Genomic DNA, 23,309 nt, shown 5'->3' with positions numbered 1-23,309 from the left:
TGGCTATGAACACGAGATTTTTTTCTTTTGTTCATCAATACGGCTTTTATGGTAAATCAAAAATAAACCATTAAATATCAATGAGTTGAATCATTTTGTTATGTTGAATTTATGGTTTTATTATTGATGCTTAAGTACTTTATCTAATTAATTGAATAATATTACGTCAAATGTTGAGTTACATAATCACAAGATTCATAGCAAGTATGGTTCTAGTCATTAATATGTGGTTTCTAACTTTAAGTCCCTATTGAACTTAATGAAAGGTGTAGTAATGCAAGACTACTTATTATTTGGACATATTTACATACCAGCTTTTATGGTTAATGTGATCTTTGGTCTATTTCTTTTGTTTACCATAAAGTACGTAACAAGAGATATTCTTATAAAATTAAACGTTGTTAACCCTTCTTTATGCCAGTTATGTTTAGTTTTATTAATCACAGGACAGTTATTATTACTGCAGATTAGTGGTTGAAATGATAAAAAACTTAATGTTAACAATGCAATTTTTTGTCACGTTAACTTTATTTCCTGCAATGATCGGTTCTGTGCTCGTACTTAATAGTACGATTTGATATTTAAATATAATTATTACAAGTGAGTTAATATGAAGTTTTCTAGAGTTTTATTACCTGCGGTATTAGTTGTGGGTGCAGGTGCTACTTGTTATTCATCGTGGCTAGCCTATACAGAGTCTCTTTGGACTCGTGATGCCAAGATACATGTTGAGATTGCAGAGATATCCCCAAAGGTTTCAGGTGAGATTGTGTCTATTAATGTCCAAGATAACCAGTATGTCAAAGAGGGTGATTTGCTCTTTGTCATTGATGAAGCTGATTACAAGAATGATCTGTCCCAAGCTAAATTTGAAATGATGAAAGCAGAGGCAGAATTAAAGCAGTCGAAAAGTGTCTACAGACGAGATTCAAAGCTGCTTCCACGAAAGCTCATTTCTCAAGAGCAAGTAGTAGGCGAGCAACTGCAAATGGAAGCAAACAAAGCAGAATACGAACAAAGTAAAGCGAAATTGGCAAGAGCTGAATTGGATCTGAGTAGGACTAAGGTTTTTGCACCCAAAGATGGCTATGTTACAAACCTCAAACAAAGAGAGGGTAACTACATTAATGAAGGTGAAACTTTCGTGGCATTGGTAGAAAGTGATACTTACTATGTGTTGGCCTATTTTACTGAAGCGAAAATAGAAGGTATTAAAAAAGGCGCCACTGCTGTTGTTCATACATTTACATCTGACAGTCAGTTCAAAGGAACAGTGGAAGGTGTAGGTCGAGCGATTACCGATCAAAGTGCCGATAATTCGGGCTTGATTTCAGACGTTGACCCTACGGTTCCATGGGTTCGATTAGCGCAACGAGTTCCAGTCCGAATCAGTATTCCAAAAGAAGTCATCAGCAATAAAAGACTGATTGCGGGTACCACTGTTTCTGTGGACATAGAATAATGCTGATGTCCTGGCTTCGACAATGGACTAACCCTGAATCGGCAACATTTGCTCTTCGGTTAGCACTGGCATTATTGCTCACTTGGACCTTGTCTCTACTCATGGATTCTCGATCTACAGGCACGGCGATGATGACGGCCGCGATTATTCAGATTACGGGAAGTAGCGGAGCTAGTTTTAAAAAATCGTTAGCGCGATTCACTGGCACTATTGTCGGTGGCATCTATATTGTGCTGGTTGCTAGTGTCACGCTTATTGATGCGTGGTTATACAATTCATTCATCATCTTGGGGATTGTTGTTAGCTTAGGTATTGCATCATATTTTCACCGTAGAATTTCCTACATGTTTGCTGTTGTTGGGATCACCTTGTCATTGGCGGGGTTTCCTGTAGCGACAGATGCGAATATGAGTAGTTTATTTGATCATGTCCAACTACGTTGTGTAGCTATTTCATTTGGCATATTAATGTCGATGATTGCAGGGTTTATCATTCCATATGCTGATGATGCCAAAGAACTTCGTTTTATAAAGTCATTAACCCAAAAATTCATAGATGACATTTTTGTGGCCGAAGAATCAAAGGTAACTAAGCTGGTGCGGGGCTTTCTGAGTTTAGTCAGTAAGAAATGGCTTGCAGTGGATGATGAAATCTATGGAAGCTCGGCCAGTAAAGAACACAAAGATAAACGTCGTTCTGCGTTTTACGATTGTATCAATCTCGCGGTTCAAGCGATTGAACTTCGCAAACTAGGTGATGCGCTTGGTTTGACTCAGGATGCATGGCAAGAATTAAAAAGGCAGCGTTTCAATCTTAATGATACGTCTGACTTTGTGTCTCATTTTGAGTTATCGGAATATGAACTCTTAATCGAAAAAGCATTTGAGTTTTCTAAAAATCTCGACGCTTTCAATAACAAGGAAACTGTGTTTGATTATAGTCAGCGTAAATACATAAATAATATTGACCACTTTACTGATGGCTACCTCGTTCTAAATAATATGTTTAGAGCGACACTCGCATTGTTTTTGCTCTCGTTTATGTGGATTGAACTCCAATGGAGCGATGGTATGGGTGCCATCATTATGGCTGGTATGGTGATTTCAGTATTTGCAGCAAATCCAGGGGCAGAAGGGGTATTTAGCCCTAATATTTACGCGCAATTTGTCGCGGGAGCTTTCGCATTCTTTGTGAATTTTGTTGTCATGCCGATTGGCTCGCCAGTACTCACATTTGCTATAGGTTTCATCGGATATTATGTTATGGCCTATTGGTTTTGGCAGAGCAAGTCACTACTGAAAATCGTACTGATGGTGTCGTTGTTTTCATGGAGTAATATGGTGCCATTGGGAGCATCTCCAAGCTTTGATTTTGCTCATTTTTTAAATACCTTAGTGGCCAACCTAGTCGGGTTGTTCGCATTGTGGATAGGCTATCAAATTGTCCCATCGCGTAAGACATCAGCGGTGGTGAAGAAGCGTTTTATGCAACTGATTAGTCGATTAAAAAACAAATCGCCGAAGGAGGAAGCAAAGATAAACGTGAATAATTTGGTTCTCTCGTCCTATTCATACCTTACTGATGAGTCTGATAAAGAATCAGTATTTACTCTTTTGTACACTAAGGCACTAGTTCGTTTACTAGAAGAGGAAAAAGTAGATGGTAAGGAGCGAGAGTTATTGCTTTCAACGTTAGATAGTGGTGAAGAATCGCTTAAGACGAATAAAGAACTAATGGCCTTGATGGACTCCAGGTATAAGAGTGGTGCTAAGTTAAACTACAACTGGTTTAACATTAAAAATTTGCTAGTTTCGTAGAGCATCTTTTGTTTAGATGGCTAGGCAGCAAGCGTTTTGTTTTAATTAAATGACTTCTGGTCAAACAAAATTTAATCGCAAAAGTTCAATAGGCCCTAGCTAATATGCAAAATATTAGATACTTCTCACCATAAGCACTTTTCAACATGAAGGTGCTTATGGGATAGAAGGGTACTTGGGATCTGCTTCGCACTTTCTTTGTCATAGGTAATGTGTTTTAGGAGGTGGCTCATGGTGAGATGTCATACCTATACTAAAATCTAAATTTTATTTTGCTCTGATGGAAAGATTGAAATTGCTTTAACTAATTGTTATATATGTGTTTTTATATTTATTTTATCGTTTTTTGTAGTGTGTTCTTAACCAATAAATCAAAGATTTAATGATTACCTAAGTTTGTTTTTTAGATTATTCATCAATGAGAATTATTGAGCATAATCCATATCGAAATTTACTCTTACTTAACGGAGCATCCGATATGAAAACTACACACTCTTTACCTTCTTCTTTGCATATTAAGGGCTTAGCTCTTGTTCTTGCTCTGGGCGCTGGCCAAGTATGGGCAAATGAAGAAGCAACAAATTATGAGACGACATTTGATAATTGTCTGCTCCGTAATATTCATATGGATACAAACCAAGGCAATGTAGAAGAGATAAAGCAGTTGTGCCAACAAGAACAAACGACTAAACAAACGGCAGCGAAAAAGACAACAACAAGGCACTCTTTAGAAAAAGAAATTGAATACAACCCTTTTGTAATAACACCGTACAGACAGAACTACATTTTACCATTTACTTCAATGAATGAGGTCAATACGCAGCCTTTCTCTTCTGATATTTTTGGTGATTCTGCTGATGGATTAAAAGACCAGGAAATGAAGTTTCAGATCAGCTTCAAAGTGCCTATTTGGACGGAAGGAATTTTTAATGAAAGTGATGAATTATATTTTGGCTTTACACTGAAATCTTTCCTACAGGCTTTCTCCAAGGATATATCGTCACCATTTCGTGATAATAACTATCGACCTGAAGTGTTCTATGAAACGCAGCTCCCTATTGATGTTGGTGAAGGAGTTTGGTTTACAAGAGTGGGTTTTGAGCATGAATCTAATGGTCGAACGGATGAATTGAGCCGCAGTTGGAACCGAGTATTTGCTGGTATCGGATACGAAGAACAAGATTTTACGGTCTATCTAGAACCTTACCACAGCATTGGCGAAGAAAGTGATAACAAAGATATTACAGATTACATGGGGCACTTTGAGCTAACCGCAGCATACAAATACAATGTGTTGGAATTTAGTGGTGTGGGTCGTTATAACTTCGATACTGGATATGGTGGCATTGAAGCCGGTGTTAGTTTTCCTTTGTTACCTCGAGTTAGAGGTTACGTACAGTATTATCACGGCTACGGTGAAAGCTTAATCGATTATGACTACAACAATCAGCGAATTGGCGTTGGTATTCTACTAACAGATGTTATTTAAATAAATTTATTTTGGAGAACAACTAAGATGGCAAACATTATTTCTATTCAATCACATGTCGTGTTTGGTCATGCAGGCAATAGTTCTGCAGTGTTTCCAATGCAAAGAATGGGCGTTGAAGTATGGCCGATTCATACTGTGCAGTTTTCTAATCACACGCAGTATCAACAAGGTTGGACTGGTAGAGTGTTTGATTCATCAGATATCACTGACCTTATCGCAGGTCTGAATAATATTGATCAGCTCAAACATTGTGATGCGCTGGTGTCTGGTTACCAAGGTAGCAGTACTCAATGTGACTCAGTGGCGTATGCTGTGAAGCAGATGAAGCAACAGAATATGGATTCATTGTACGTTTGTGACCCTGTAATGGGCGATCCTGAGAAAGGCTGTATCGTACCAGAAGAAGTTACCAATAAATTGGTTAATCATTTAATGCCAATAGCAGATGTTATCGTACCAAATCAATTTGAACTAACCCAATTTACTGGGTTGCCAATCAGTTCACTAGAAACTGCAGTAAAAGCATGTAATTTAGCGTTGAGCAAAGGCCCAAAAGTGGTCCTGGTAAAACATCTTCACTCCTTGTCTGATGACTGTTTCTCAATGATGCTTGCTACAGAAGAGGGCGTTTACTTAGCTCAGCGACCTCATCTTAAGTTTGATAAACAACCTGTAGGAGTGGGAGATCTGATCTCTGGATTATTTACTGCAGGTTTGGTTAATGGCATGACCGCTCAAAATGCTTTTGCTCATGCTCACAATGCGGCTTATGGCGTTCTAAAAGTAACGCAAGACCAAAATTCGTGGGAATTGCAAACGATTAAAGCTCAGAATGAATTTGTTGAACCAACCTCTTGTTATGCGGTGACGAAAGTCGCGTAAGGATCTATTTTTCATTTAAGTACAAGACTAATCAAACATTAGCCTAGCTATAATTATTGCCAGTATCACGATGCTGGCATAGTTTTTTCTAGTAAATAGCATCATTCTTTAACTATTGAATGTCCCTATTTTTAACTAAATACAGATCTGATTACCTAGACATCTTCTCTTGTTCAACTATCGCTACATATTCATATTTGGTTAGATGACTTAGTTTGTCATGACCGGGCTTTCATTGCATTTCACCTTAGTGAGTGACCGCCTAACCCTACTTAAATCTACTTAAATCTACTTAAAATACCTATCGAATAGTCCAGAATGATTGAGCTACCCCATTAACATGTTCAATTAAGGGATAGTATTGGAATTACGTGTCCTAGCCATTCTTACTTCACTCGCAAATTCATACAAAGTTTACTGCTTCTACAAATTCAATGTCGATGCTATGCCCATGTATCCTAGTGTTCGGTTAGCCAATGCATTTGTCAGTGCTCTTCGATAATAGCCTCCTGGATACTGAGTCGGTTAAAGAGGGGGCATTGTTTATGCCCAATGAACTAACTTGCATTGAGATACTCTGGTACTAAAGATAGCTCGCTGTCCTTTTTGTGGTAATTTTGCGACTACCTACTCACCATAAATACAACCATTAATGCCAACAGTATCAAAGACCCATCTGCTTAATCATCGAAGTGGGTAAATGCTTTCTACAGAGAGATTAGAGAGGTCTTATTTATGAATGCCTTTAATATTGTGGTTGAATTCAGTCAGTTTAGTCGACATTCAATGCTGACTAATTTTAACAACAAGGAGCTTGATACTGAGCCATTGTAATATTCGGACAGAGAAAATTTGTATTATTAGCAGATAGGGTGAAGAATGAGTAATGGCATATATACTTAATTCTTGTTGATATAATGCGATTTTTAAATATTGATTATGACTGAAATGATTAAAGTAACGATACATTTAAACGTAAAAAGGGCTCTGAAGTTATGATTCAGAGCCCTTTTTAATGTTTTTAACGTAGCCATTTTAGTAAGTACTGGCGTTAGTGAACTAGTTTAAAATTGTATAACCTCTCTCTGTCATACAATTACGCATTACTTTATCTTTTTCACCGTTATAATTAGCCGCTACTTGTTGCTTCTCGGCCGAACTGCCAAGCACCCCGGTGACTAAGCCTACGCCTGCACCAATCTCTGCTCCTTTAGTTCCAGAACCACCCGCAATAGCAGATGCTCCCGCTCCTAGCACTGCAGCTCTACCCATATGTCGAACAGCGGTGCGCCCTGTGCCTTGAGTGGTCTGCATTTGAACCTGATCACTGAGTTGTTCGCACTGATACATATCAGCACTGTATTTCTCTTGATCTAAACCTTTAGTATCGACAATTAAGTTCTGGCTCATTGCGAATGGTGAAATTACAATGCTAAGTAATATTGTAGATGTAATCTTTTTCATTTTAATACCTGTCTATTTATTGTTGAAACTAAGATAACTTCTTTTTTTTATAAGATACTAAAAAGTAAATAATGCTTGTATAAAACTAATGAGATCGGATAAATGAAATATAAACCCTCAGATGATAGCCATCTCTCACAAGATAAATAAAACATAAAACTGATAGGTAAGTTATTGATTTTTATGCATTATATAAAAAATAGAACAGTATAATCGATTTCTGATAACAAAGTTTAACGAATGCCATAAAATTCACTCCAGTTAATCAATGACACTAATTGGAGAATCCATGTCAGCCTCAATGTCTTTATATAAAACAGAAGTCTTTGACAGTCTTTCATATTACGTTGGCGCTGTTAATCAACGTGAATCACTAACTAATGAAGAAGACTTCTATTTAAGTAACCAATGTTTTGATAATAATTACTTTGATAAAGAAAGTAATGAATTGTTTTCTAATCGATATGAAGATGAACATGTAACGAGTGAATATATAGAGGATAGCGCTCTTGAGTCCTATAAAGATGACTTTACCGATAGTCACGAAGAGGGTAACTGGAGGGACTTTGTCTCACTAGAATTAAAATCAGCACTTAAGAAACTCGATGTAATCAGTCAAGATATTATATTTAATCGTTGGCTCACTCACGAAAAGAAAACAATTAAAGAACTTTCAGATAAACATAAGCTCTCTGTTGATTATATATATCAAATAGAAGCATCGACATTAAAAAAATTAAAGTCTCTACTGGGGCATATCCCAGCTGCGAATGTCATTTAAAATTAATACAGAGTTATAAAATGAAAAATGTACTGACAATGACACCACTGCTTTTGTTATCAATTAGTGGTTCTGTAATGGCTGATTCACTAAGTGAAGTGTATGGCCTTGCAAAAAAGAATGATCCACAACTATTAGAAGCAGCAGCGCAAAGAGATTCAGCCTTTGAAGCAATCAATTCAACAAGAAGTAGTTTGCTACCAATCCTCGATTTGACTGCTGGATATGCTTATGAAGATAGTGATCGTCATACAAGCGATGGTAGTACGACTAATGTGACCTTAGGGCTATCTCAATCTATTTATGATCGAAGCAGTTGGATATCTTTGACGATCGCAGAAAAAAACGCTCGTCAAGTTGATGCAAACTTCGCTGTTACCCAACAGGCGGTGATATATAGCGTTACTGAAGCATATTTTAATGTTCTCAGAGCAGAAGATGATCTCAGCTTTATACAAGCAGAAAAGAAAGCGGTTAAAAAGCAACTTAACCAAACTGAACAACGATTTGAAGTGGGTACAGCGCCTATTACTGACGTTCAAGACGCTAAAGCTCAATACGACAGCGTAGTCGCACAAGAGATACAAGCCATAAACTCTGTTGAAAATGAGTATGAAGAACTTAGAGCCATTACAGGACAAGAAGTATCAGACCTCGCACGTTTAGATACAAAACGATTTTCTACGTCGGAACCTTATGTGTCAGCTAATCAATTGGTAGAACAAGCGATAAATGAGAACTTGCAGCTATTAGCTGGAAGAATTCAAAAAGATATTGCCAAAGAGCAAATATCATTAGCTAATTCGGGGCATTTACCGACGATTTCTCTTACATCGGGTTATAGCTATCTAAAGAATTACGATGAACCTAACGATCCTGCTACTGGTAAAAGAATGGATGATGATGAGAATCTATTTAATCTTGGTGTGACCATTGCGCTACCTGTTTACTCTGGTGGACGTGTGACATCAGAAGGAAAACAAGCTGAGTATCAATACATTGTTGCAGGGCAGCAGTTGGAAGAAACTTTTCGTGATGTGCAAAAGAATGTTCGTGCTTACAACAACAATATTCATTCATCTATTGGCTCAATCAAAGCATACAAACAATCTCTTGTGTCCGCAAAGTCTGCGTTGGATGCGACAGAGGAAGGTTTCAATGTAGGAACTCGCACTATGGTGGATGTGCTAGAGAGTACACAAAATGTATATCAAGCCGAAAAAAATCTATCAGACGCGCGTTATCAATACATATTGTCACAGGTTCAGTTGAAGCAAGCGTTAGGAACGTTAAGCGAACAAGACATCTTTGATGTTGATGCTGGATTAATCGCCAATCAGTAATTCAGGTTTTTCATTGAAAGCAGCGCTGTTCGTATCATTGGGCAGCACTGAATCACAAAAATCTAATATAGCTATCTAAAGAGATCATTATGCAAATTACAACTCACAACCTTGAAATTACACCAGAAACAAAACGTATGATTGAAGAAGGGTACATGAGCGTTCATCAATTCGACTTGAACATACTGTTGCTGCGATGCGATGTAAAATTTAACCAAAATTTCCAAGACTATGAAGTGAAACTCAAATTGTTTTTGGACGAACAAACCTTTTATGTATGTGACTCTGATCAGGACATAGAAACGGCCATTGATAATGCATTTCTTTCTCTTCAAGTAAAAATGATGAAGTATCAAGATTTTCTAGGGGTAAAGCGTTTTCTAAAACTTAAATTTATGCAACTTTGCGATGTGTTCAATTTCAACGCAGGTAGAAACGTAAAGTTATAGTCAATAAGGCGTTGCACCTAACAAAAAAGTTCATTATTTGTGCATTCAAAGTCATTCAAAGTCATTTAAAGTCATTTAAAGTCATTTAAAGTCATTTAATGCAAGTTGTGTTGGCAGTGTCTCGGGAGTGTTTTCTATGGTTTTGGTTTTGGTTGTGTTTGGAGTGTGAGTGAGTCGGCTCCGAGTTATTGTTATGGCATAAAAAAACCCTCGCCTAGACTGAGGGTTTTTATATCTAAATTACTCACATCCTAAGTTTAGAGTGTGGGCAATAAAATTAGGCGTAAAGATCCAGGTTTTCTTTCGCGTAAGCTTCAAACTCTGTGCATCCGCCAACGTGGTCTTGGTCGATAAAGATCTGAGGCACTGTGTCGACAGGTTTACCAACAGTCTTCTCTAGGTCAGCCTTTGAAATGCCTTCTGCATGAATATCAACGTAACGATAATTAAAATCTTCACGCTTCTCTTTGAGCTCTTCAGCAATGTCTTTTGCGCGAACGCAGAATGGGCAACCTGGGCGACCAAAAATAACTACAAACATAAAATTCTCCTTTTTCGTTGCTGAAACTATGCCTTAACCCCTCAATGAAATAAAGAATAAATTACCTGTTACTGTGATAGGGAACACCTATCAAAACTAAGTGGTGACTGATTAATCAAAACTAGAGGTAAAACTAAGTGTGATCTGATAGGTAATGTAAACTGTTTGTAGGTCTTTTGAAAAAATTGATTGAAGTAAATCAATAAATTAGTACCAAATAGGGTGCATGCTAATGTTTACCCCAGAGACTAACAGAGGATGTTTCTATGTTTCAGTTCATGACTACATCAAGGATCGTATTCGGCGAAGGAGCCCTTCAATCATCGCTCTCAATCCTTAATCAATTTGGCTATAGTGTTTTGCTTGTAACAGGGAAGGATCTTAGTCGCTCGCAGGTGATTACTCGTTATCTCAAAAGTCAGTCAATGCGCTATCAACACATATCAGTGACCAATGAACCCAACATTACCATGGTTGAGGAGTCAGCTGTTGTTGCGCGCCGCTTTAAACCCGACATGGTGGTGGCTATTGGGGGAGGAAGCGTTATTGATATGGGGAAAGCGTTAGCGGCAATGGTGACCAATAATGGTGACCTGTATGACTATGTTGAAGTAGTTGGAAGAAATGTTCCGATCAAAGCGGCTCCTCTTCCTATGATTGCTATTCCAACGACGGCAAGTACAGGGGCCGAAGTCACAAAAAACGCAGTGCTAAAGTCGGGGCAAGACAAGGTTAAAGTCAGTCTTCGCAGCCCAGAAATGCTACCTAACGTAGCCATTGTGGATCCTACATTAACCTATGGCACTGATGCTCAGACTTCTGGGCGAGGCGCTATGGATGCATTTACCCATCTGATGGAAGCGTATGTTTGTGGGGAGCCTAACCCTTTAACTGATATGATTTGTGAAGAAGGTCTAAGGCGTTTAGCTCGCTCTATCATTGCAGGATGCCGTCAAGATAACCCAAGAGCACGCTCGGATCTCTCGTTTGCTGCTATGTTAGGTGGAATGGCCATTACCAATGCAAAATTGGGAGCGGCACATGGCTTGGCCTCTGCTTTAGGTGGCAAGATCAGAGCGCCACACAGTGTAATAACGGCCAGACTTGCTCCTTTTGTAATGAATGAGAATATGAGAGCAGCTAAACAAAGTGGACGAAACGACCTTTTGACTCGTTATCGAAAGATAGCTCAGTTTGTTACTGAGAATGATGATGCACACATCGATGATGGTATACATTGGGTAAATACTATGCTCGATAAGCTCGAGTTACCTACCTTATCTCATTATGGAATATGCGATGTTTCGTTTGATTCAATTGCTGCAGATGCGTTGAAATCGGTGGCAATTAAGGGTAACCCATTGCCATTAACTCAGGATAGATTGGTTGAGGTTTTAAACCAAGTATGTGCCTGTGACCACAGACAGAATAGAAGAGAGCAGGGCGACGATTTACCTGAAATGGCCTAATATCAACGACTGTAAGTCAATGGTTAGAAATAGCGCAGCTACTAAGTGTTTAACTCACTATTTACTACGATTGGTAGAAGTATTCGGAATAAAAAAAATGCGCGATAAATCGTGCATTTTTTCTTTTTATTAAGGTACTAAAATTGTTCGTCTTTACCGAAACGCGATTCTCGCAATGATTCTTTTACGCGTTTTAGGTTGTCTCTAAAACCGCTGCCGCGTCGCAATGTAAACCCGGTGGCCAGTACATCAATAATCGTCATCTGCACGACACGACTCGCCATTGGCATGTATACATCGGTATCTTCTGATATATCGAGAGTGATCGTCAGTGATGCAGCTTTATCCAACGGAGAGTTTTTTGACGTTATCGCTATAACCGTTGCACCGTTGTCGCGGGCTAGGTGTGCGATTTCAATTAGGCTTTTGGTTCTACCTGTGTGCGAAATCAATACTACCACGTCATTATCAGTACTATTGATACAGTTCATGCGCTGCATAACAGGATCGTCAAAGCAAGTGATTGGGATGTTGAAGCGAATGAATTTATTTTGAGCGTCTTTTGCTACCGCAGAAGATGCGCCTTGTCCGTAGAAGGAGATGCGTTTTGCTTGAGTAAGCAGATCAACAGCTCGATTAACTTGTTGTGCATCTAAACTGTTTTTGGCGACATCAAGACACGCCATTGTAGATTCAAATATTTTATGGGTGTAAGCGTCAGGCCCATCCGTTTCTTCAACGTTTCGGCTAACGTATGGAGTGCCATTCGCTAAGCTTTGCGCCAAGTGCAATTTAAAATCAGGAAAACCCTTAGTGTCTAAGCGACGGCAAAAGCGGTTCACTGTTGGTTCGCTGACATCAGCCAGTTTGGCTAGAGTTGCGATACTAGAGTGAATTGCTGTTTGGGGATTAGCCATTATTACTTCAGCAACTTTTCTTTCTGACTTACTGAAGTTCTCTAAATTTTTTTGTACTTTTTCTAAAGTATTCATGAAGTTGGCTTATTGAATAATTTGACTACGTGAACTCAATAATGAGGACGACGGGCGCGAAAAAACGAATGAAATCAGTATATACCGTTATGTTCTAGCGGTGTAACAAAACCGAAATTTAATGACAAATAATGCGTTAGAATATGACAAACTTCAAACTTGAAGCGGTAAATTACTCTTAATTAGCCACTAAATGACCCAATATTTAGCGGGTATTTAGTATTGTGAGTAAAAAAATTACAGCTCAGGGTCGATAGTATTGACGAGGACGTCTATTTGCTTGTTTAGGGAAGGTGCCATCTTAGCAATCTCACGTTGTTCATTGAGCACATTAGTTAGTATATCGTGGGTGGTAAGCGGATTAGCCAATACCACTCTAAATACGATAGTTGTCATGCTATCCCATTGCTTTGGAGTAAGTGTTGTACGTGAGACAAATGACAAACCATTTTCACGCTGGCGCTTTTGAATAAATTGCGTTAAACCATTGAGCAATTCGTTTAGCTTATGCTTGTTCTTATCGGTAGACTTTTCTAGAGCCAAACGAACACGCGCTGGGATATATCGATAAGTAAGTAAACACAATTCTGGGTCGGTGATAAGTTCAAAATCTTCTTGCTGACTGATTAAGTCTGCAAAATATCGTGCCTTATCTAGCCCTGCGTTGATTAACAGTTCATACCCTGGTCGGCTAATAATGTGCATGCTTGAGTAGACCAGCATTGCCATACCGGAGCGTGAGCCCTCCAGCGAGTGACTGCCAAGGTCTTTGGAGCCTTTTCGTAAGATATAAGCGGCGTGATGCTCAACATTTGCCATAGCGTGAGGGTCTTTGAATAAAACCATGCCCGCACCCATTGGAATGTATAGCTGTTTATGTGCATCAATGGTGACCGAATCAGCCAGTTCAATACCCGCTAGCAGGTGTCTGTGCTCATTAGACATCAGAGTCGCTCCGCCCCATGCTGCATCAACGTGGAAGTGGCATCCATGTTGTTGACATTGCAGTGCGATATCCTTTAGTGGGTCAATGTTACCTGTCTCTGTGGTACCAGCAATACCCACTACTGCGATAGTTTTAATACGGTTCGATTCAAGCTCTACCAATTTAGCATCTAGATCGTTTAGACAGATCTTATTGTTCTCATCAGTCTTAACGGCAATCAGGCTTTCTCTGCCTATACCCAAGACGTCTGCCGCTTTCTTCAGTGAATAGTGACCACGCTCAGACACCAGTATCGCAATGCCTTCATAGTCGTAATGCTTGAGAGCTTTGAAAATACCTTGTTGCTCGATGCCTTTGAACTCACCGTCAGCAGGGAATGCATTGTTTCTTGCAACCCACAAAGCGGTAATATTAGCTATCGTGCCCCCAGAACAAAATGCGCCTAAAGAGTGCTGTGCACTATGCATCCATTTACCGTAGAAGTCGTCAGTCTGTGCATAAATTAGATTATGCAGCATACCCAAGACTTGGCGTTCCAATGGAGTGAATGCTTTAGAGGTTTCTATCTTCACCAAGTTTTGATTCAACGCAATCATGATCTTTGATAATGGCATCAAAAAATAAGGCAATGCGGAAGTCATATGACCAATAAAGCTTGGCGATGAGGTATGTACCGAATGAGAAACGAGCGTGTCTAACAGATGCTGTGTGTGCTCTGAGACGAAGGTAGGTGACTCTGGTAACAGAGAATCATTGAAGTCTTTTTCGATTTCTCGAAGCGGTTTTTCTTCAGCAACAATATGTTCTTTAAGAAATTCATTCAGGTTTAGTGAAAGCCTGTCTTCGATCTGAGTCAGTGTAGATTCTGGCCCTTCTGGAACAGTAAATATTCTGAGTAAGCTTTCGAAATCAACTTTCGCTGTTTTATCCTGTGAAACCATATTGAATGCGTTTGTATTGCTGAAACTGCGAGACAATGTAATAAATAAATGAAGCAAAGTCTCGCATTATTTTTCATGTGTTGTTTTTATAAACAGCGTCAATGAATGATTAAGATTTGCAGTCCATAGCAACAACGTCTTGAATTGACTGGTTGTAGGTGTCGAGTGCATCTTGAATTTTATTTGGGTGACTGAGTAAATCAGCAAGGGCTGAGCGGAATTCATAGTTCTGCGGATGTGGTTTAGCCTGGCGATATTCGAAGCTTTGTTTAGCTATGTTGCCTAGGTCATCGTCACGAGTGGCCAGTTCTTTAATATCGCTTTGAGACAGCTGTAACCAAGATTCAACATCCAGCTCAGTAGAGACTTTATTCGGCTGAGATTCTAAAAAGGTATGTACGGCGAGGCGATTTAATTCAAAATGCTTTTTACGGCCCTCAAGGAACCATTCACTGACTTCTTTAAGCTCTGGTGAGTCTTGGCTCGTCATAGTAGCAAGATCTTGATACCAATTGATTGAGGCATCGATGTAGGTATCGTACTTTTCAATCTGACATTCCGTGTTTGCTGCAAATGCAAAAGTTGGTAAGGCTGACAACAGTAAAACCAGCGTTTTGTTCATCTTATTATTCCCTAGGTTGATATACCCTACGAGTGTAGTGTGGGTAATCTAGCAAATCTCATATCAATAACCAAAGCGTTCAATGATTGAATGTGAGCGATAGCGCCTTATCTTTATATTCCCAATCCTGAAAATGTAAGGATCATGATAGGGACAAGTAGGCTAAGGATAAAACCGCTAACAATAGCGACCGGCACACAACGTATCCCACCGGTTTGTTGTATGACTGGTAATGTAAAATCCATAGCCGTTGCGCCTGCGTAGCCAATGGCTGTACAAGGACGGGTTTTTATTAGCATTGGAATAAAGATAAGTGCGACTAACTCTCTGAGTAATTCGACGATTAGAGATGCACTGCCATACAAGGGACCATAATTGTCGGTGATGAGGATACCTGTTAATGAATACCACCCGAAACCAGACGCCATAGCAAGCCCCTGCGTAATAGGTAAGTCTAACAATAGGGCAGAAACAATACCGCCTAACCATGATGTAATCACGATAGCACTAGCGATAATAAGTCCGTGTTTATTGATGATAATTTCACGAAGAGTCAGGCCACTGTTTCTGAGTTGAATACCAATCAAGAACAGCAACATAAACAAGGTCCATTCACTTGCTGTATGTACCCATGCCCAATAACCTGGAATAACCAGACCAATAATTACCCCAAGAGCAACGACCACCACCAACTTCAGTGACTCTGATGCCATTTGTAATAATGGCAATTTATTTTGTTTTGCTTCAACTGCCAATGGCAATTTTGCGTCAATCAATGGTAGAGCAATTAGATTAAACACACTCATACTGACAAAAAAGCAGGCAGTAATAGTCAGAATCTGCTTAATGTTGCCACCAAGGTTATCCATCCCAGCAATACTGAGGCCCATAAGGAACAAGATAAATAAAACAGTGTGCGAGCAAAACTGATTAATCTTGTCGAGAATAAGTGTGTTTTTTACTGAAATAAGATACCCAACAATTAAGGGTATAAAAATGAATAACAATCCTGAAAACATATTTTAGTGAGGCTCGTAATGTGTATATGCAAGTGAATTATCTGAGCTTGCATGAATCCTTTCGAAGATGGACTAGCTTACACCAAGCCTATTCAAGAAACGAATAACTATTCGTTTCTTTCACCATGAAAATTTCAAATAATACAAATTCTTGTGCGAATGTTAGGTGCGATTTATCTCGCAGTTAGTCACACTTTTCGCCATCGTTATAGTACCAGCCGGTGGTAGACAAGCGTATGCCTGCCCTTAAAAATTTAAAGGTACAGCTTACATACTGATTATTTGTGTATGTTAGTGCGGCAATGAAATGGAATTTATGGAGAATCGTGTTATGGCTATATATGGAGTTGAGGCTGTAATTGGTGACATTGAGTACTTTGAAGGACTTTATACTCGCCCTATGTTTGGGGGCACGGGATATTTTGTTGAGGATGCAATGTTTCTACTAGTGGATGATGGTAAGGCGTTTTTAAGAGGAGGGCCAACGCTTACTGAGGAGCTGGTTAATTGGGGCTGTGAACAGTACAAATATAAAAAGCGAATAGGCTGTGCCAAAGTACAGTACTACAACATTACTGATATGCATGCACAGGAGAGATCTCGAGTTCAACTATTGTTTTTTCGGTCTATTGAGATTGCGAAGCAAGATAAAATCAAATGTAACTGCCATGATCGAATTAGAGACTTACCCAATTTACAGCTCAGTATTGAGAGAATGCTAGCTCGAATAGATATCGTTGATATAGCGCAATTAAAGAAAGCAGGTTCAAGTGAGTCTTTTGCAAGATTACAGCAAATATACGGCTTAGATCTAAATGTTAACTTGCTATGGAAATTGGAAGGAGCGATTAGGGGAATCCACTTCTCCTTACTAGAGCATAAAATTAAAAATAGTCTTCTGTCTAAGATTGCTTCTAGAGGGCATCCTCGCGCATAGTAAGACTTTGCACTTCCATGCATGATGCGATTTTATAAAAGCGAAAGACCCCCAATTGTTGGAGGTCTAATAGATTATAATTGAGCTTTAAAAACAGACTCTATGCCTAATCAATCAAGCCATACTCTTTGCCTAATACTTCAACAATCTCAGACTTTGGATTAGAGCTTAGTTGGATGGCGTTGCCAGTGATTTTTTCGGCAATAGTGGTATAGGTTTTAGATAGATCCATCATTGAAGCGAGAGGAAGTTCATTGTTGTTTGCCAATGCTTCACGCTCATTCATGCGATCTTTATTTAAAAGGATATCTGGATCAGGGAAGTGATTTAGCAAGAATTGGCGGAAACCTTCTTTAGAGTTTTCTACAACTTCGCCATTATTATAGGCTTGCTCATCCCAAATACGAGACGAATCTGGCGTACCTACCTCATCCATGTAGATCAGCTTTTCATTGCCCTTGCTATCTGTAACGTAACCGAATTCAAATTTGGTATCGACAAAGATTTGTCCAATTTTGGCAAGTTCTCTATTGATAACACTGAAGCCTTCTTTAAGTAGTACTTCATATTGGTCTACATCTTCCTTAGCTTGGAAGTTGAACGCTGTGTAGTTGTTGAGTAGATCTTGTCGAGTGATATTAACGTCATCAACTTCAGGCACGTTTGGTATGCCTTTTAAAATGCCTTTAGTAGAAGGAGTAATGAGCAGATCTTTTAGCAAGCCATCTTTAATAAGGCCTTCTGGTAAATCGATACCACAGAAGTTGCGTTCGCCTTTATCGTAAGCACGCCACATCGAGCCTGTAATATATTTTCTGCAAATTGCTTCTACCATTACCGGTTTAGCTTTTTGTACTATCCAAACCAACGGGTGAGGGATATCGAGAATGTGGCTATCTGCTAAGCCATTATCTTTAAACAGTTTGAACCAGTGATTTGATATTGCGTTTAAAGCTGCGCCTTTACCAGGAACGCCTTTTAGGTTCTCTTCACCGTGCCAAATACAATCAAAAGCTGAGATACGGTCGCTAATAACCATGATAGCTAAGGGCGCATCATGAGATACGTCATAGTTTTTTTCTTTGATTAAGCGACGGCTATCTTCATCAGTTAGCCAATATACAGAACGTACCTTACCACTGTGAACAGGCTTGTCCGTGCGGATAGGCAGGTCATCGTTAACGTCTAATACTTGGTCAGCAAGATTCATAATTTATACCTAATAGGGGCAAATACTGATGCGAATAATACACAGATCATTTTCACTATTCCAATAGAAAAGCAAACGATTGCGCCTAGGGTATTTGTTAGGAGGGATTTTCCCTTTAGTATCTTAAATTATTGTTAACTTAGTGAAGATATTGAGTATTTGACGTTGAGAAAAAGACATCACAACTATGTTCTCTCCCTAATTGCTGGAGTTGTTTCTGAGCGACTGCATCAATATTACCACTAGCAACGACTGCACTTGCGTTACCTGAAGTGATAGCTTTGATTACGACTTCCATCTCGTTACTTTTATTAGAAGGCTTTAGCTGAATGATTTTTTCGCAGTCTACACTGTATGTTTGAAGCTCTTTTAGCTCAGGTAAATGTGTTTGTGCTGTAAACAGAATCCATTTGCGAGCAGAGGATGCCTTAGCCAATCGCTTTAGGTTACAGGGCTGATAAGCGCAATCTGAAAGACTTAAAGTATTGCTGTTATTCATATTTTGAAAGTGCATTTACTGTATCTCCATACATACTGTATAAATAAACAGTAATACTGATTCGGTTAAAGATCAAGCTCAACTATCAAAATTTGTGCATAAAAAAACCCAGCGCTAGGCTGGGTCGTTTTAATTGCTAGAAAAACTTAAGCTCTATGTCCGCTCAGAGATTCTTTCTGCGGAGTGACGAGTTCTTCATGGTTGTAGCGTTTCACATCGATTAGAGCAACTTGCTTACAGGAGTCGCAGCAAGAGTTGACGTAGCCATCCATATAAGTCAATTTTTCTACAAAGGCTAACTTTTTGCACCAATCGCAATGTGAGAAGGTTTTTTGCATACTGTTAATTACTCCATAAGTATTTGCATATGTACTACCTTGCTTAATTTCGAGACAAGCTAGCACCGTTATTACGATCCTCGCTACAAGGTTAGGTGTATAATATTACACTACGAATGCATAAATGTTAAATTATTGTTTAATTTTGTAACATTTAATTATTATTGAAGAGCTTATTTGAGCAACTTCTTGGCTTGTGCACCTTCCACAGGACGGCTGACCGATAAGGTTCTACCTTTCTTCAATCCCACTTCATAGTCAGCGGTTAGATTTTTCATTGCTTCCTGAAGTTGCTTTTTAAAAGTCTCGCGATCGATGTTTTTGAATTCTTTATCGATGTAATTTTTAATTTTGTTATCTGACTCATCATCAGGAGCAATGAGTGGCAGTTTCTCTAATGCGCCTTCTATCCAACCAGATAAAAACGAGTTTACGCGCTTGGTCACCTCAGATGCGGGAGTACCAGAACCAGCAAAACTGTTTCTGAATTTGCCTGTATGCTCATTCATTTCTCGATAAACGACATCGAAAGCAAATGCAGCAAATATAGCGCGATCAGCTTCACCGATAAACTCAACTCGCTTTAGTCCTTTGTGATTGAGTAGCACCGCTTCAACACCAAATCTGGTATTAATCCCACGAATGATTCGTAAGATGTTACTACCAACATTTGCAGGAAGTAGATGAGAGGATTGAGTTTTACCCATTTTGATGAACTCAATATCATCTTTTTCAAGACCGTATTTGAGCATAAGGTTGTGCGCCATCTTAATGGCATTAGCCGCCTCATTAACATTGGCTGAATTACCCAACTCAAGACACTTTGCTATTTTTTTCAACGCTTTTTGCTTGTTCATGCTTTCTCGGTACGACCAAAAGGGGGACACATTTTACTCCTTTTTTAGCGACTCTGGAAGCCCAATTTATGACCATAGTTTCAAGTGGTTTTTATGCATGAATAAATCATGTAAAGTGTTAGAAAATCGAACGAATTATTAAGATCATGCCGAGCACAATGGAGTAGAGCGTGATTATCGCAGGAAGCATTATGTTACCAAGACTCAACCAAGACTCTTCTATTAATTCAATTGTCGAACGTTATCTATCTGAACTGCAACAAAGAGGGTTCCAAGGTGATATCGAGACTCAGTATGCAAGTAGGCTAGCTGTAGCTACTGACAACAGTGTTTATCAACAATTGCCACAAGCAGTAGTGCTCCCTAAAACCCAACAAGATGTCGAATTGCTGGCACAGCTTGGTAATAAATCTGAATTTGAAACTGTTCGATTTTCTCCACGTGGTGGCGGCACGGGCACCAATGGCCAATCGTTGACGGAGCATATCGTTGTAGATCTTTCTAGACATTTGAATCAGTTAATAGAAATCAATGTAGAGGAAGGGTGGGTAATAGTAGAAACAGGAATGGTCAAAGATAAGCTCAATGACCTTGTTAGGCCACACGGCTTTTTCTTTTCTCCTGAACTTTCCACCAGTAATCGCGCCACTGTTGGTGGCATGATCAATACAGACGCATCAGGGCAAGGCTCACTGCGCTACGGAAAAACCTCCGATCATGTCCTTGGGCTCACTGCTATTTTAGCTGATGGCTCAGTGCTCGATACAGAGCAATGGAAGAGTGTTGAAGAGGGCACCTTCGCTGCATCTGCTGTAAGTGAAACTCAAAGAATCTGCAGAGAGCACCGCGCTGCTATTGAAGAGCGTTTCCCTCCTTTAAACCGCTTCTTAACGGGCTACGATTTAAAGAACTCCCTAAAAGATAATGAATTTCTGCCGGAGAGAGTATTATGCGGCTCTGAGGGTTCGTTAGGTTTTATTACACGAGCAAAGCTTAATCTAACACCTATTCCTAAATCTCGAGTGTTGGTTAATGTAAAGTACGACAGTTTTGATTCTGCGTTACGGTCTGCATCTATGATGGTTGAAGCGAATGCGCTGTCTGTTGAAACCATAGATTCAATTGTTCTTAACTTGGCAAAACAAGACATTGTTTGGCATACAGTAAGCGACCTGTTAACCGAAGTACCAGGGCAAGAGTTATTAGGCGTCAATATTGTTGAGTATGCAGGTAATGATGTTGCCGAAATCGACGATCAAGTGAGTGCGCTTTGCTCTCGACTCGAATCGATGATTGAGAACGAGGAAGGCGGCATTATTGGCTATCAGATTTGTCGAGACTTAGGCAGCATTGGTAAAATTTATGGGATGCGTAAAAAAGCCGTGGGTTTGTTGGGCGCGACAAAAGGCTCAGCTAAGCCGGTTGCTTTTGCCGAAGATACCTGTGTACCCCCTGAGAATCTAGCAGACTTCATTGTCGAATTTCGAGCACTGTTAGATGCACATAATTTGCGTTATGGAATGTTTGGTCACGTTGATGCTGGTGTACTTCACGTCAGGCCAGCACTTGATATGTGCGATCCTAAGCAAGAAGAACTCATGCATCAAATTTCCGATCAAGTGGTTGCTCTAGTGGCCAAATATGGCGGATTGATGTGGGGCGAACACGGAAAGGGATTTCGTTCTGAGTACGGTCCAGAGTTTTTTGGCGAGCATTTATTTGAGCAATTGCGCCGTGTTAAGAGTGCTTTTGATCCATTGAACAAGATGAATCCAGGCAAGATCTGTACGCCACTTAGTTCTGATGATGAATTAGTGAAAGTGAAAGGCGTTAAACGCGCTCATTTTGATCGACAGATCCCAGTTAACGTTCGTGATAGCTTCAATGGTGCGATGGAGTGTAATGGCAACGGTTTGTGCTTTAACTACGATGTTGCTTCACCTATGTGTCCTTCAATGAAAATACTTGCCGATAGACGTCATTCTCCCAAGGGAAGGGCTGGCATTGTGCGAGAATGGCTACGTCAGTTATCGGAACAAGGCATTGATATACTGGATTTAGAAAGTAAAACCCTCAAGGGTTCTGCGTCTTTGAAGAATATGCTTGACCGAATGACCAACAGTTTTAATAAGCGACATCATTATGATTTTTCGCACGAAGTGTATGAGGCAATGCAAGGTTGCTTAGCGTGTAAAGCCTGTGCTACTCAGTGTCCTATCAAAGTAGATGTGCCAAACTTCAGAGCACGTTTCCTTAATGTGTATCACTCTCGTTATCAAAGACCTATCAAGGACTATTTTGTAGCAAATATAGAGTCGTTATTGCCATTGATGGCACTGTCACCAAAAATAGTAAATACAGTGCTCGATACGGGTTGGGTTCAGTCTTTGGTATCTTCAACTGTGGGGTATGTTGATGCTCCTTTGCTATCTTCCCCGACATTGAAACAACGCCTGAAAAGCCAACATGTTGAAAAGTACGATCATCAAAAGCTTTCAAGCTTGAGCGACGAGCAAAAGCAACGCTATGTGATTGTGGTGCAAGACCCGTTTACCAGTTACTACGATGCGAAAGTCGTTGATGATTTTGTATCTCTAGTGGTGAACCTTGGATTCATTCCAGTCATGCTTCCGTTTAAGCCCAATGGCAAAGCCCAACACATCAAAGGCTTTTTAAAGCAATTTACCAACACTGCGCAAAATACCGCACAGTTTCTTGCTGAGGCAGCCAAGCTCAAGATGCCTATGGTGGGTGTAGATCCTGCGTTGGTGCTTTGTTACCGCGATGAATATAGAGAAACCCTGAAAAAAGATTGTCCTGATTTTTCCGTAAATACAGTACATGAATGGCTACTGCCACAACTGGATTCGCTTCCTTCTCGTAATAATAACAATCAGGAACCATGGTATTTGCTAGCACACTGTACAGAGAAAACCATGCTACCTAACGCTGAAAAAGAGTGGGGAGCTATCTTCATGCATTTTGGTGCTTCGTTAACTGCTGTGCCTGTTGGGTGTTGTGGTATGGCGGGAACGTTTGGGCATGAGGCAGATAAACTGCAGTGGTCAAAGGATATCTACGGTTTAAGTTGGAAGCCAAGCTTTGAACGTTTACCGATAGAGCGTTGCCTAGTTACGGGTTATTCGTGTCGAAGCCAAGTGAAGCGCTTTGAAGGTAGTGTAGTTAAGCATCCACTACAAGCTCTGTTAGAAGTGTTGTAATGACAATCGTAGCCAATAACAGAACAG

At 39.7% G+C, this 23,309-nt stretch carries 20 protein-coding genes; 10 read left to right on the top strand and 10 right to left on the bottom strand.

Annotated elements, in window-relative coordinates; all coding sequences use genetic code 11:
* The first annotated feature begins 610 nt into the window (after positions 1-610).
* The 4 genes from OCU48_RS07270 to pdxY all read left to right on the top strand — a co-directional run bounded on the left by OCU48_RS07270 (position 611) and on the right by pdxY (position 5,653).
* Positions 611-1,462, top strand: coding sequence for an efflux RND transporter periplasmic adaptor subunit (locus OCU48_RS07270; RefSeq protein ID WP_141345339.1), 852 nt, complete (start codon positions 611-613; stop codon positions 1,460-1,462).
* Positions 1,463-1,467: 5 nt separating this feature from the next.
* Positions 1,468-3,279 carry an FUSC family protein gene (locus OCU48_RS07265; protein ID WP_244312289.1) on the top strand — a complete coding sequence of 604 codons (1,812 nt, stop codon included), beginning with the start codon at positions 1,468-1,470 and terminating at the stop codon, positions 3,277-3,279.
* A gap of 478 nt (positions 3,280-3,757) precedes the next feature.
* Positions 3,758-4,768 carry a phospholipase A gene (locus OCU48_RS07260; RefSeq protein WP_141345337.1) on the top strand — a complete coding sequence of 337 codons (1,011 nt, stop codon included), beginning with the start codon at positions 3,758-3,760 and terminating at the stop codon, positions 4,766-4,768.
* A 27-nt stretch (positions 4,769-4,795) separates the two neighbouring features.
* Entirely contained in the window at positions 4,796-5,653 is an 858-nt protein-coding gene (gene pdxY / locus OCU48_RS07255; RefSeq protein WP_141345336.1) for a pyridoxal kinase PdxY, read from the top strand.
* Positions 5,654-6,712: 1,059 nt separating this feature from the next.
* Here the strand turns inward: pdxY and OCU48_RS07250 are convergent.
* The gene (locus tag OCU48_RS07250; protein ID WP_141345335.1) at positions 6,713-7,117 is read right to left on the bottom strand and encodes a glycine zipper family protein; all 405 of its coding nucleotides are present in this window, start codon (positions 7,115-7,117) and stop codon (positions 6,713-6,715) included.
* A 289-nt stretch (positions 7,118-7,406) separates the two neighbouring features.
* On the opposite strand from OCU48_RS07250, the gene OCU48_RS07245 reads away from it, so the two are divergent.
* From OCU48_RS07245 to OCU48_RS07235, 3 genes are all read left to right on the top strand, one after another.
* The gene (locus OCU48_RS07245; protein ID WP_141345334.1) at positions 7,407-7,898 is read left to right on the top strand and encodes a sigma factor-like helix-turn-helix DNA-binding protein; all 492 of its coding nucleotides are present in this window, start codon (positions 7,407-7,409) and stop codon (positions 7,896-7,898) included.
* Positions 7,899-7,918: 20 nt separating this feature from the next.
* The gene (gene tolC, locus OCU48_RS07240) at positions 7,919-9,241 is read left to right on the top strand and encodes an outer membrane channel protein TolC (protein WP_141345333.1); all 1,323 of its coding nucleotides are present in this window, start codon (positions 7,919-7,921) and stop codon (positions 9,239-9,241) included.
* Positions 9,242-9,330: 89 nt separating this feature from the next.
* On the top strand, positions 9,331-9,690 hold the full coding sequence (locus OCU48_RS07235) for an HPF/RaiA family ribosome-associated protein (protein WP_141345332.1): 360 nt from the start codon (positions 9,331-9,333) through the stop codon (positions 9,688-9,690).
* A 277-nt stretch (positions 9,691-9,967) separates the two neighbouring features.
* Here OCU48_RS07235 and OCU48_RS07230 read toward each other — a convergent pair whose 3' ends face one another.
* Positions 9,968-10,231, bottom strand: coding sequence for a GrxA family glutaredoxin (locus OCU48_RS07230; RefSeq protein ID WP_141345331.1), 264 nt, complete (start codon positions 10,229-10,231; stop codon positions 9,968-9,970).
* A 266-nt stretch (positions 10,232-10,497) separates the two neighbouring features.
* Between OCU48_RS07230 and OCU48_RS07225 the strand changes: the two genes are divergently transcribed.
* Positions 10,498-11,700, top strand: a complete 1,203-nt coding sequence (locus OCU48_RS07225; protein WP_141345330.1) for an iron-containing alcohol dehydrogenase — start codon at positions 10,498-10,500, stop codon at positions 11,698-11,700.
* Between the two features lie 137 nt (positions 11,701-11,837).
* Here OCU48_RS07225 and OCU48_RS07220 read toward each other — a convergent pair whose 3' ends face one another.
* The 4 genes from OCU48_RS07220 to OCU48_RS07205 form a co-directional block, all read right to left on the bottom strand.
* On the bottom strand, positions 11,838-12,692 hold the full coding sequence (locus tag OCU48_RS07220; RefSeq protein ID WP_141345329.1) for a MurR/RpiR family transcriptional regulator: 855 nt from the start codon (positions 12,690-12,692) through the stop codon (positions 11,838-11,840).
* A gap of 237 nt (positions 12,693-12,929) precedes the next feature.
* Positions 12,930-14,579, bottom strand: a complete 1,650-nt coding sequence (gene panP / locus OCU48_RS07215; RefSeq protein WP_141345328.1) for a pyridoxal-dependent aspartate 1-decarboxylase PanP — start codon at positions 14,577-14,579, stop codon at positions 12,930-12,932.
* A 109-nt stretch (positions 14,580-14,688) separates the two neighbouring features.
* Positions 14,689-15,201, bottom strand: coding sequence for a hypothetical protein (locus tag OCU48_RS07210; protein WP_141345327.1), 513 nt, complete (start codon positions 15,199-15,201; stop codon positions 14,689-14,691).
* Between the two features lie 113 nt (positions 15,202-15,314).
* Entirely contained in the window at positions 15,315-16,220 is a 906-nt protein-coding gene (locus OCU48_RS07205; protein WP_141345326.1) for a LysO family transporter, read from the bottom strand.
* 331 nt (positions 16,221-16,551) lie between these two features.
* Here OCU48_RS07205 and OCU48_RS07200 point away from each other — a divergent pair, with 331 nt between their 5' ends.
* Positions 16,552-17,157: a TfoX/Sxy family DNA transformation protein gene (locus OCU48_RS07200; RefSeq protein WP_244312287.1), complete on the top strand. Its 606-nt coding sequence runs from the start codon at positions 16,552-16,554 to the stop codon at positions 17,155-17,157.
* A 106-nt stretch (positions 17,158-17,263) separates the two neighbouring features.
* Here the strand turns inward: OCU48_RS07200 and OCU48_RS07195 are convergent, their stop codons facing one another.
* The 4 genes from OCU48_RS07195 to OCU48_RS07180 all read right to left on the bottom strand — a co-directional run bounded on the left by OCU48_RS07195 (position 17,264) and on the right by OCU48_RS07180 (position 20,061).
* Positions 17,264-18,367: a phosphoribosylaminoimidazolesuccinocarboxamide synthase gene (locus OCU48_RS07195; protein WP_141345324.1), complete on the bottom strand. Its 1,104-nt coding sequence runs from the start codon at positions 18,365-18,367 to the stop codon at positions 17,264-17,266.
* A 139-nt stretch (positions 18,368-18,506) separates the two neighbouring features.
* Entirely contained in the window at positions 18,507-18,881 is a 375-nt protein-coding gene (locus tag OCU48_RS07190) for a hypothetical protein (RefSeq protein ID WP_141345323.1), read from the bottom strand.
* 131 nt (positions 18,882-19,012) lie between these two features.
* Positions 19,013-19,204, bottom strand: a complete 192-nt coding sequence (locus tag OCU48_RS07185) for a hypothetical protein (RefSeq protein ID WP_141345322.1) — start codon at positions 19,202-19,204, stop codon at positions 19,013-19,015.
* A gap of 173 nt (positions 19,205-19,377) precedes the next feature.
* Entirely contained in the window at positions 19,378-20,061 is a 684-nt protein-coding gene (locus tag OCU48_RS07180; protein ID WP_141345362.1) for a DUF2786 domain-containing protein, read from the bottom strand.
* Positions 20,062-20,252: 191 nt separating this feature from the next.
* On the opposite strand from OCU48_RS07180, the gene ydiJ reads away from it, so the two are divergent.
* Complete coding sequence (ydiJ, locus tag OCU48_RS07175) at positions 20,253-23,282, top strand: D-2-hydroxyglutarate dehydrogenase YdiJ (RefSeq protein WP_167496179.1); 3,030 nt, start codon at positions 20,253-20,255, stop codon at positions 23,280-23,282.
* Positions 23,283-23,309: the final 27 nt, after the last annotated feature.

Origin of the sequence: Vibrio inusitatus (assembly GCA_024346935.1) — a bacterium.
Classification (GTDB): domain Bacteria; phylum Pseudomonadota; class Gammaproteobacteria; order Enterobacterales; family Vibrionaceae; genus Vibrio; species Vibrio inusitatus.
Note: the sequence above shows the minus strand (reverse complement) of the source record. Positions and strands in the feature narration are given on the sequence as shown.